Below are 11893 nucleotides of genomic sequence, written 5' to 3' on the forward strand. Positions count from 1 at the left end.
TAGATTAATTAGTTTGTTTTAAATCGGCAACAATGAGTTTTGCAGTGTTCTTACTTGCACCAACTCCGCCCAATTTTTGTTCTAATATATCGTAATTTTGTAGCACTTTATTGCGATGACCAGGCTCTAATAATTTTTGAAGCTCTTCTTTGATTCGTTTTTTGTTGCAATCTCCTTGAATCAATTCAGTCACAACTTCCTGATCCATAATCAAATTGACAAGAGAAATATATTTTAAAGTGATAATTCTTTTTGCAATTTGATATGAAACTTCGCTTCCTTTATAGCAAACCACTTCAGGTACTTTAAAAAGCGCTGTTTCAAGAGTGGCAGTTCCAGAAGTTACTAATGCAGCTGTCGAAGAACGAAGCAAATCGTACGTTTTATTTGAAATAAATGCAATGTTTTTGTTTTTTAAAAATTGCTGATAAAATTCGTATTCCTGACTTGGAGCGCCAGCAATAACAAATTCGTAATCCTGAAAATCATCCACAACGCTCAGCATCACGCTCAACATTTTGGTGATTTCCTGTTTACGGCTTCCAGGAAGAACTGCAATGATTGGTTTTTCTCCTAGATTATTTTCTTTTCTAAACAAAGCTTCATCAAAAGCAGGCTGATTCTGAATCGCATCAATAAGCGGATGTCCAACAAAATCTACAGGGAAATGATGTTTGTCTTCGTAGAAACTTTTCTCAAAAGGCAAAATCACATACATTTTATCAACGTCTTGTTTGATAGCTTTAATTCTGTTTTCTTTCCAAGCCCAAATTTGAGGAGAAATATAATAGTGTGTTTTATAGCCCAATTCTTTAGCCCATTTTGCAATTCGCATATTAAAACCCGGATAATCAATAAAAATAATCACGTCTGGTTTAAATTCTGTGATGTCTTTTTTACAGATTTTAATATTGTTTAAAATGGTTTTTAAATTGAAAACCACTTCAATAAAGCCCATAAAAGCTAGATCGCGATAATGTTTTACCAGAGTTCCACCTGCTTTCTGCATTAAGTCTCCACCCCAAAATCTAATTTCTGCTTCTGGATCTTCAACATATAATGCCTTCATTAAGTTTGAACCATGTAAATCTCCAGAGGCTTCTCCTGCAATTATGTAATATTTCATGTTGGTTTTTTTGTAAATGTGCTAAAGTTGTAACCCATAAAAGGGAACTTAGCAAAGATAAGATTTAAATAACTAATGTCGAAATTGCCAATACAATCACGGCTAAAATTACGCCTCGAGCCATATATTCTTTGTCTCTTTTAAGAAGAATAGCAAATACGGCAAGATCTAAAAGTGTTCCTATAGTAATTATTTTTCCAAGATATCCGTATTCTCGAATCATTTGAAATCCTTGCGAAATTTCAAATGTGGTAAAAAAAGTGATAAACAAATAGCTTCCTAAAAGAGCTGTAAAAATTCCGATAATAAAACCAATCAGTATTTCTTTAGTCATTTAATTTCCAAGTATTAAGTTGCTGAATAGAGTGGTGGGCAGTCAGGTCAAATTGTACAGGAACTACCGAAATGTATCCGTTTGCCAAAGCCCATTCGTCGGTATCTTCGCCTTTATCTTCGTTTACAAATTTACCCGCGAGCCAGTAATAATCTTTTCCGAAAGGAGTTTGTCTTTTGTCAAATTTCTGTGCATAATACGCTTTCGCTTGACGACAAACTTTAATTCCTTTAATTTCAGATTCCTTTAATTTTGGAAAGTTGACATTTAAAACTACTCCTGGAGGCAGTTTGTTGGCTAGAGTTTCTAAAGCAATTTTTTTTACGAAAGACTTGATCGGTTCAAAATCAGCATTCCAATCAAAATCCAAAAGAGAGAATCCGATTGCCTGAATGCCTTCTATACCAGCTTCGACAGCCGCGCTCATGGTTCCTGAATAAATTACGTTGATAGAAGAGTTTGATCCGTGATTTATTCCCGAAACGCATAAGTCAGGTTTACGTTTCAAGATTTCGTTTACTGCCAGTTTTACACAATCAACAGGAGTTCCAGAACAGCTGTACTCTGCAATTGTGTCATCATCTTTTGAAATTTTATCTATAAATAAAGTATTGTTGACAGTGATTGCGTGTCCCATTGCGCTTTGAGGTTTGTCTGGCGCAACAACAATGACATCGCCTATGGTTTCCATAACGCTAATAAGGGCTCTAATTCCAGGTGCCAAAATACCATCATCGTTTGTTACTAATATTAGTGGTTTCTCAGCTTTCATATAATAAATATTATGTGTAGTTTTAACAATTGTAGGATTTTAAGAACAAAATTAATCACAATTATTTGCGAGAAGTCACAAATACTGTAAAATTTGTCAACTAAGGTAAAGAACTTTTTTACGAATTAAACATTTTTATATCTTTAACAAAAAATTATCGAAGCGTTAGCTCTCGTGGCATAGTTTTTAACGTAACTTAGATAAAAAAATTGATGAATGCTATTATAAAGTTTATGAAAAGAAATTATAAGATACTCATAGCCGTATTGTGCTTATCGCTTACATTATTTGCATTTAAGATGAATGCCGATAGGACAATCGACCCAGATCCGAACAGAGATAAGACACTTTTAGAATTACTAGCATTTGTTATTGAAAAAGGGCATTATAGTCCAGCGGAAATAAATGATGAGTTTTCAAAAGGTATTTTCAAGGATTACATCGATGCTTTAGACCCATCAAAAAGATTCTTCCTTCAATCAGATATTGACGAATTTAAGCAGTATGAATTAATGCTTGATGATCAGTTTTTGAATAAAGATATTACTTTCTTTAACCTTACTTATACAAGGTTGATGAAGCGTATGGAAGAAAGTAAAAAACGTTACAAAACGATTTTGGCTCAGCCATTTAACTACAATGTAGATGAGAATTTTGATGCGGATTATGAGAAAATGCCGTACGCAAAAAACTTAAATGAGATTAATGAAAGATGGAGAAAACAAATCAAATTGTCGACTCTTTCTTCTTTAGTTACAAAACAAAAAATTGAAGAAGAAAAGAAGAAAAAAGATCCGGCTTACAAAGAAAAATCTTTTGAAACTTTAGAAAAAGAAACACGCGAAAGTTCTTTAAAATCTCTAGATGATAATTTTAGCGTAATTAAAGATTTGAATAGAGAATACTGGTTTTCAGTGTATTTGAATTCTATTATGGCTCGTTTTGATCCGCATACAAGCTATTTTGCACCAGAAGAAAAAGATCGTTTTGATGTAAATATCAGTGGAAAACTAGAAGGTATTGGAGCTCGTTTGACTAAGAAAAACGACTTTACTCAAATTGATGAATTAATTTCTGGAGGTCCAGCTTGGAAAGGAAAACAACTAGAAGCAGGAGATTTAATCCTAAAAGTTGCTCAAGGAAATGAGGAACCAGTTGACGTTGTGGGTATGCGTTTGGATGATGTTGTGAAGAAAATTAAAGGACACAAAGGAACTGAAGTAAAACTGACGGTTAAAAAAGTAGATGGTTCTATCAAAGTAATTTCTATCATTCGTGATGTTGTAGAAATTGAAGAAACATACGCTAAATCTAGTGTGGTTGAGAAAAACGGTTTGAAATATGGAGTAATTTATCTTCCGAAATTCTATATCGACTTTGAAAATAAAGACGGTCGTGATGCCGGAAAAGATATTGCACGCGAGGTAGAAAGATTGAAACAAGCAAACGTTAATGGTATTGTTTTAGACGTTCGTGATGACGGTGGAGGATCTCTTTCTACAGTAGTTGACATTGCTGGTTTATTTATTGAAGACGGACCAATCGTTCAGGTAAAATCTGCAGGTAAAAAGAAAGAAGTTTTATATGATAAAGATAAAAAAATCGAATGGGATGGTCCATTGGTTATCATGGTAAACAGTTTTTCCGCTTCGGCTTCTGAGATTTTGGCAGCTGCAATTCAGGATTACAAACGCGGTATTATTATCGGAAGTAAGCAAACTTACGGAAAAGGTACTGTACAGAATGTATTAGATTTGAATCAGTTTGTTCGTAATGCAAATTATGGAGATCTTGGAGCATTGAAAATTACAGGACAGAAATTCTATAGAATTAACGGTGGTTCGACTCAGCTAGAAGGTGTTCATAGTGATGTGGTAATGCCAGATCGTTATGCTTACCTAAAAATGGGTGAGAGAGATATTGATAATGCAATGCCGTGGGATAAAATTGATCCAGCAGATTATAGCACTTGGAATTCAACTGAGAATTTCAATAAAGCAATCATGAATAGTAAAAACAGAATCGCTCAAAATCCTCAATTTAAATTAATTGATGATAATGCGAAATGGATTGATGTTAAGAACAAAGAAAATGTTTACAGCTTGAATATTAAGAGTTTTAAAGAAACTCAAGAACAAGTTGAAAACGAAGGAAAAAAATATAAACCAATTTCTGATTACAAAAACGATCTGATTTTTAAATCGCTTCCGTATGAAGATGAAGAAATGAAAGCAGATGCTTCTTTAAAAGAGAAAAGAGATGCATGGCACCAAGCATTATCTAAAGATGTGTATGTAGAAGAGGCTTTAAATGTATTGGATGATTTGCAAACAAAAAGTTTGGTAAAAAATACAGTTAATCCTAAAATGAAAAAGGATAAACTAGTGAAGTCTTAAGTTCGAGAAGAATTTAATTTGTTTAAAAACGCTCTATAAATTTTGAATTTATGGAGCGTTTTTTTGTAAGTTCGCTTTTAAAAATAGAAATATGAAAGGTTGTTTAGGTTTGGTTTTGCTGAGTTTTGTATTACTGTCGTGTAAAAAAGAAAATACGGAAATTAAGGAAGAGGTAAATAGTAATGAAGTGGTTTCTTTTAAAGAAAATTCGACTCACAAAGATTCTTTATACACAGTTGCTTATCTCCCAACTTCAACAACTAAACAAATTGTAAAACACCAGTATTACACACTTTCTTATAATGAAAAGTTTGAACAGGCAGAATGGGTGGCTTACGAATTGAAAAAAGAATATTTAAAAAATAATGATTACAAAAGACCTTACTTTATAGAAGATCCAAAAGTAACGACAGGCTCAGCCGATTGGAGAAATTATAAAAAATCAGGTTACGATAAAGGCCATCTTTGTCCTGCAGGAGATATGGAGTTTAGTAAAGAGGCATATAATGATACTTTTTATACGTCGAATATTTCTCCCCAGAAAAAAGAATTTAATGCCGGAATTTGGAATAGAATAGAGCAGAAGACGCGCTATTGGGCAGGAAAATACAATGATATTTACGTAGTAACTGGAGGAATTGCGAAAGATTCTGATAAAAAAATTGGAACAGAGAAAGTTGCGGTTCCTAAATATTTTTATAAAATTGTTTTAGCTAAATCTGGCAAAGAACACAAAGCAATTGCTTTCTTGGTTCCAAACGAAAAAAGTGATAAATCCATCTATGATTTTGTTGTTCCAATCGAAACTTTAGAAAAAATGACTGGAATTGATTTCTTCCCAAATCTTAAAAACTTAAAAAACAGTAAGGATTTTTAATTAAATACTGTTTACCCATAAATTAATCCAGAATAGAAATAAGAATGCCTTTTTTTAAAATGAAGCAACAAATGATTTTTGTTGGTTTAATGATTTCTTTTATCATAAACCACGGCTATAGCCAAACAATACTGAATAAAAAGAATATAGAAAATACGCTTAATGATGCCTTTGATAAGTTTAAAGATTTAAAAGAAGGTAAAAATGCCGACTATATTAAAGAGCTAGCCAATGTTGATCCAAACATTTTTGGTATTGCGCTTGTTACTGCAGATGGAGCCGTATATACAAAAGGCGATATAACGTCGATGGTCTCCATTCAAAGTATATCGAAAGTATTTACGTTGGCAAAAGTAATTGAACAAGAAGGGTCACAATTTTTGCAAGAAAAAATAGGGGTAAATGCAACTGGATTGCCGTTTAATTCTATTGTTGCTGTTGAAATGCATAAAGGTGATAAAATTAATCCTCTTGTAAATCCTGGAGCTATTGCAACCACGAGTCTTATTCGAGGTAATGATTCTGTCGCAAAATGGAAAGAAATCCAGAAAATTCAGAGTGATTTTGCAGGAAGACAACTTTCTATAAATGGTCCTGTTTATATAAGTGAGGCTAGTGATAATTTGAGAAATCAAGCTATTGCACATTTGTTATTGGCTTATAACAGAATATATTTTGATCCAGCCCAAGCAACAGATCTTTATACGAAACAGTGCGCATTGAATGTAAATGTAAAGGATCTCGCTACAATGGCGGCTACATTGGCAAATGGAGGCGTTAATCCTGTTACAAAGAATAAGGTGGTTAGTCAGACAACTGTAATGTATACTTTACCTGTAATGGCAACTGCAGGTCTCTATGATAATTCTGGAATTTGGCTTTTTAATTCGGGACTTCCAGCAAAGAGTGGTGTTGGAGGAGGAATATTGGCAGTATGTCCAGGTAAATTTGGAATTGCTGTTATTTCACCACCATTAGATGAATCTGGAAATAGTTTGAAAGCGCAGAAAGTGATCCAATATGTTGTAGAAAAACTTAAAGCAAATCCTTATTGGATTGAACCTAAATAGGTTTTAAGTAAGAAAAAGAAAAGTCCAAAATTATTTTTTGGACTTTTCTTTTTTGTTTTTGAAAATTTAAAAAGCAGTAAGACTTTTTAAATCAGCTATGGTTTCTGTTGGGTTTTCGGCTTTAAAAACAAAGCTTCCGGCTACTAAAACATCTGCGCCAGCTTCTACTAATTGTTTAGCATTTTTGCTGGTCACACCTCCATCAATCTCTATTAGTGTTGAAGCGTTTTTGCGTGTTATCAGTGCTTTTAGTTTCTTTACTTTGTCGTAAGTATTTTCAATGAATGATTGTCCGCCAAATCCTGGATTTACGCTCATTATGCAAACTACGTCGATGTCATTAATAACGTCTTCTAATAAGTCAACATTGGTATGAGGATTCATGGCAACTCCAGCTTTCATTCCTTCTGCTTTAATTGCTTGTAGTGTTCTGTGTAAATGTGTACAAGCTTCGTAATGTACGGTTAAACCATTTGCGCCTAAATCTGCAAAAGTTTTAATGTAACGATCTGGATCGATAATCATTAAATGTACATCGATATATTTTTTGGCATGTTTTGAAATTGCTTCTAAAACTGGCATTCCGAAAGAGATATTTGGAACAAAAACGCCATCCATAATATCAATATGAAACCAATCTGCCTGACTATTGTTAATCATTTCTGAATCGCGCTGTAAATTACCAAAATCGGCAGCAAGAACTGAAGGAGCAATAAGTGTGTTTTTCATTGTGTTTGTTGTGTGTTGTTTTTATTGCAAAGATAAAGTTTAACCGCAAAGTTCGCTAAGAATTACACAAAGTTCGCGAGGTTTTTTACTGTACTTAGTTATTTAAACGCAAAGCGCGCAAAGATTTTTCGCAAAGTCCGCTAAGTTTTTTTATGCTGTGCTTAGTTATTTAAACGCAAAGAGCGCAAAGTTTTTTCGCAAAGTTCACAAAGTTTCTGTTTGAAATTATTTGAGAAGGCAAAGTTCACAAAGCTTTGTGTTCTCTTTACTCTATTAAAATATAGCCTAGAAAACTTAGCGGACTTTGCGAAAAATCTTTGTGTACTCTGCGTTACAAACATTTCAGCTCAATACTAAAAAATAAAAAACTCCGGTAATCAGCCGGAGTTTCAATCATCAATCAAAAAACGAACAGTCAATCAAACTGTTGTTTGGGGTAAAATTCCAAGTTATAAATTCCAAATCCCAATTAGATTGGAATTTGGGGTTTTAAATATTGAAATTTAATATTGTTTATCCTAAATAAGTTTTAAGGATTTTACTTCTAGAAGTGTGTTTCAATCTGCGGATTGCTTTTTCTTTAATCTGACGAACACGCTCACGAGTTAGGTCGAAAGTCTCACCAATTTCTTCAAGAGTCATTGGGTGTTGGTCACCAAGTCCAAAATACAAACGAACAACATCTGCCTCTCTTGGAGTTAATGTTTCTAAAGAACGTTCGATTTCAGTACGAAGAGATTCGTGAATTAATTCTCTATCTGGATTTGGAGATTCGCCAGAACGTAATACGTCATAAAGGTTAGAATCTTCACCTTCAACAAGAGGTGCATCCATAGATAGGTGACGTCCAGAGTTTTTCATAGACTCTTTTACGTCGTTTACAGTCATGTCAAGTTCTTTTGCAATTTCCTCAGCAGAAGGCGGACGCTCGTTAGATTGCTCTAATAAAGCGTACATTTTGTTGATTTTATTGATAGAACCAATTTTATTTAATGGTAAACGTACAATACGAGATTGTTCAGCTAAAGCTTGAAGAATCGATTGACGAATCCACCATACAGCGTAAGAAATGAATTTAAAACCACGAGTTTCATCAAAACGTTGAGCCGCTTTAATTAAACCTAAGTTTCCTTCATTAATTAAGTCAGGAAGAGTTAATCCTTGATTTTGATATTGTTTAGCCACAGATACTACGAAACGTAGGTTGGCTTTTGTTAGTTTTTCTAAAGCTCTTTGATCACCAGCCTTTATTCTTTGTGCTAATTCTACCTCTTCATCAGCGGTAATTAGGTCAACTTTTCCAATTTCTTGTAGATATTTATCTAACGATGCAGTTTCACGATTAGTTACCTGCTTGGTGATTTTAAGTTGTCTCATGTTGTTGTCTCCCTATTTTTAAAGTGTACAAATGGTTATACGTATAGAGTATCGAAAAAGTTACAAAAAAGAATGTTTTATTTTTATAAATTGAAAATTTTAATTGTGTTAAATTGCAAAGGCCTTGATTTACAATGTAATCAAGGCCTTTGTTTTTTTGTCTTTTATGTGAATTATTTTACAGTAATATTTTTTGAAACGTATATAGGCTGTCCATTTTCGGTAAAGCCTTCTAGAATAACTTCAAAATTTCCTTTAATATCAGAAGTGTAAAATGATAAAGTTTCTTCTTTTGTGTCTAGTTTAATATCTGGTTTCCATAACAGTTGGTATCTGTAATCAGGAACTCTTTGTAATTTATTTCCAGGCGCGTAATCAGGATTATTATATACTTTTTCTGGATTAGGGCGCTGGATTTCAGTCGTCTTCAGATACTTCTTCATATAATTTTCTGAAAATTCATTGTTTTTGGTTTCAAAGCTAACTAATCCGCCATACAGATTTGGTCCATATACATAAGGCTCTGTTATTAAACTAACCCTACTGACATTTGCCATGTTATAGTCAAAAAGATCACTTGGATCTTGAATTAAAAGTCCATCAACAAGTACCAATGGAGGGCCATACATTTCTAAATCTTTTTGATTATTTCTTATATGGAGCTGATATTTGCCGTTATTTCTTCTATAATAAAGTTCTACAATAACTTCGACTATGTTTTCTTTTAAAGTTGGAAATCGAGTATAATCGTCTAAAACATAAGATTTTTCAATTGTAGTAAAAAATGGATTCATAACGGCCTCTGTAACCAAACTGTCTTTTTTAATTTGGTAATAAGCATTTTGAATCTGGCTTGCTGTAGATCTTTCTTCAATATCTTTTTTTAATTCTGGTGACAAATTCAGTTTTGAAGTGAATTGTAATGAAGAAGCATCAAATTTTGGAAATGGATCAAGATTGACTGTATAATCATTTCGGTTTTCATCAATTACCTGTAAAATGGCATTTGGAAAATTTGGAAATTGATCAAGTAAAAACGCAAATTTTCCCTGAGCATTTGTTTTAACAATTTTTAAAACATATTCTTTTCCAGGCAGAGATAATGCAATTGATTTGTTGGCAATATCTCGGTTGTTTTTTGAAGTTAAGTTTCCAGTAATTAATTCAGATCTAATTTCTGGAATATAATTTAAACTGTTTGGAGTATTAACATAGTTCTCAGTAGTTTTTTTTGCAAACTCCGAAGCTGTTAATTGTTGTAATGTTGGAATTTGATCTGTCTTTCGTATTGAAACAGAATAATTTCCTTTTTCAATAGTTTCAGTCAAATGCTTTAATTGTAAGCTGACTTTTTCTCTTGTATAGTAGCTTTCTTTATCAAAAACAAAATCTATTCTTTTATCATTTGCAGCGCTAGAATTTGTAGTTTGAATTACGGTATTCGATTTTGCAGGATTGGTAATGTCAAATGTGATATTGTCATTCGGTTCTTGAGTCTGAAATGGATTAATGATGAAAATATCAATTTCATATTTCTGAGAATGCACATTATTAAGCATCCATTTTGTATAAGCTACAACTTTGTAATTTCCTGTTTTTAATGTTGTAGGTATAAAATAGTCTCCAGTTCCAATTCCTTTGTCAAGGAATATTTTGTTTTTTTGAAGCGATTTTTTTTCACTGTCAATCAATTCAACATAAGCAATTTTGCTAATTGCACTAACTTTGTTGTTTAATGGATTAAGACAATATAATTTGAAATATAATGTCTCACCAGTCAAAAAAGTAGTGGTGTTTGAATGTATAAAAATGGTTTCTTGAGCCGAAGTGTCAGGAAATGAATTCTTGTTTTGCAAACTTTGGGCGCAAGCAAAATCAATTTGAATAAACAAAAGCATCAAAAACAGCAAATGCTTGATTCTAATTGAAATATTATTCTGATTATATATAGAAAGGTGTTTCATGAATTTTTTAAAAAAGATTAATCTACCCAAAAAGGAGGAACGATATTAGAAGAAAATGAGGTACAGTCTCCACAAGCTGGTTTTACCATTCCGTAATTACCATTATAATCAGTCGATACAAATACTAATTCTTTTGATTTAATTCCTCCGCGCAATTGATTTCTCGCGCAAGGAGGAAGGCCTTCGCAATCTGCAAAATCTTTTACGACGCAATCACTTTCATAATATGGAGGCAAAGGTTCTTTTGGAAATAAATCTGCATAATTGAAGAAAATTCTTTCTGAAGAAACAGAGGAAACCTCAAAGAAGCCAATAACCTTTTCAGATGGATTTTCGACAGATTTTATGTTTCCATAAAAGAAACCAGGCTGTTTTGGAGAAAGGACACCACCTGATGATGATAAATCTTTCAAAGTTTTGTAATAGGTATATGCGGCTAGATTTTGAACATACTGCTTTACGAAGATGGAATAACGGTGAGAAATTATATAGTTTTGGTTGCTAATAAAACGTACAGGGAAATGCACGCGATCTTCGCTAAGGCTGTTAGTGTTATGTAAAATAATATCATTTGATTTTTTAGTAGAAAAACAGGTTCTAGTTTCTCGGTTTCTCAGTCTTACCAAAATATCTTCACCTGCTGGTGAGCCCGGAAAATCTTGGTCTGGGTTTGCTGGAATAGCAGGAAAACTAACGATCACGGTTTCCTGACTGCTCCATACTGGCGCAACAATTTTGTAAGTTTCAGTGTATTCGTAACGATAATATTTTGAAGTATTAGTTGGTTCAAAACTGTTTACATTAATCTGCACACCTCTTTCCCCATTTAGATTTTCTGCCGTTGCAGTAATATTGTCAATTTTGGTTTCGGTTGTTAAAACCTGTTCGTCAGAAGTGTAGTTTTTGCCTTCTCTTGTCTTAATTCTTAATTGGTATTTTCTTCCTGGCTCAGCTCTGAAAGGTGTTATAGAAGAATAGATTGTATCTTTTTCTTCAAATTGATATTCGTTGCCTTTATCGTCAGTAATAAAAATATTTGCTCCTTTTTCAAGCCTTGGACCGCTTTCTTCAAGCTGATAAACTTGAGAAAGTCTGATGGTTTGATTTTTAAGTTCGTTTGTTATAGTTCCCTCAACTACGAGAGCGCTTTCAAAATCCGTATTTTGAAAAACATATTGCTCCGTACAGCTGCTAATAGTAACTGTTAGAAGTAATAATAGTGATATTTTATATAGATATTTTTTCATG

At 33.1% G+C, this 11893-nt stretch carries 10 protein-coding genes; 3 read left to right on the plus strand and 7 right to left on the minus strand.

What is annotated here, in order from left to right; genetic code table 11:
• Positions 1-4: 4 nt before the first annotated feature.
• The 3 genes from lpxB to surE all read right to left on the minus strand — a co-directional run bounded on the left by lpxB (position 5) and on the right by surE (position 2232).
• Positions 5-1126 (minus strand): lipid-A-disaccharide synthase, encoded by a 1122-nt coding sequence (gene lpxB, locus PQ463_RS20055; protein WP_274255195.1) that lies wholly within the window; start codon positions 1124-1126, stop codon positions 5-7.
• 64 nt (positions 1127-1190) lie between these two features.
• Positions 1191-1460, minus strand: coding sequence for a hypothetical protein (locus PQ463_RS20060; RefSeq protein ID WP_274255196.1), 270 nt, complete (start codon positions 1458-1460; stop codon positions 1191-1193).
• A complete protein-coding gene (surE, locus tag PQ463_RS20065; RefSeq protein ID WP_008466485.1) occupies positions 1453-2232 on the minus strand; it encodes a 5'/3'-nucleotidase SurE in 780 nt (259 codons plus the stop codon). The genes PQ463_RS20060 and surE overlap by 8 nt, the downstream gene beginning before the upstream one ends.
• Before the next feature lie 212 nt (positions 2233-2444).
• Here surE and PQ463_RS20070 point away from each other — a divergent pair, with 212 nt between their 5' ends.
• The 3 genes from PQ463_RS20070 (at position 2445) to glsA (ending at position 6575) form a co-directional block, all read left to right on the plus strand.
• Positions 2445-4628, plus strand: a complete 2184-nt coding sequence (locus PQ463_RS20070) for a carboxy terminal-processing peptidase (RefSeq protein ID WP_274255197.1) — start codon at positions 2445-2447, stop codon at positions 4626-4628.
• A 91-nt stretch (positions 4629-4719) separates the two neighbouring features.
• Positions 4720-5505, plus strand: a complete 786-nt coding sequence (locus tag PQ463_RS20075; protein ID WP_274255198.1) for a DNA/RNA non-specific endonuclease — start codon at positions 4720-4722, stop codon at positions 5503-5505.
• 59 nt (positions 5506-5564) lie between these two features.
• On the plus strand, positions 5565-6575 hold the full coding sequence (glsA, locus tag PQ463_RS20080) for a glutaminase A (protein WP_274255199.1): 1011 nt from the start codon (positions 5565-5567) through the stop codon (positions 6573-6575).
• Positions 6576-6641: 66 nt separating this feature from the next.
• Here glsA and rpe read toward each other — a convergent pair whose 3' ends face one another.
• From rpe to PQ463_RS20100, 4 genes are all read right to left on the minus strand, one after another.
• Positions 6642-7304 (minus strand): ribulose-phosphate 3-epimerase, encoded by a 663-nt coding sequence (rpe, locus tag PQ463_RS20085; protein ID WP_274255201.1) that lies wholly within the window; start codon positions 7302-7304, stop codon positions 6642-6644.
• A gap of 513 nt (positions 7305-7817) precedes the next feature.
• Entirely contained in the window at positions 7818-8681 is an 864-nt protein-coding gene (locus PQ463_RS20090) for a sigma-70 family RNA polymerase sigma factor (RefSeq protein ID WP_007804760.1), read from the minus strand.
• Positions 8682-8854: 173 nt separating this feature from the next.
• Entirely contained in the window at positions 8855-10645 is a 1791-nt protein-coding gene (locus PQ463_RS20095) for a hypothetical protein (protein WP_274255202.1), read from the minus strand.
• Between the two features lie 17 nt (positions 10646-10662).
• On the minus strand, positions 10663-11892 hold the full coding sequence (locus tag PQ463_RS20100; protein ID WP_274255203.1) for a DUF4249 domain-containing protein: 1230 nt from the start codon (positions 11890-11892) through the stop codon (positions 10663-10665).
• Position 11893: the final 1 nt, after the last annotated feature.

Origin of the sequence: Flavobacterium sp. KACC 22763, assembly GCF_028736155.1 — a bacterium.
Lineage (GTDB): Bacteria > Bacteroidota > Bacteroidia > Flavobacteriales > Flavobacteriaceae > Flavobacterium.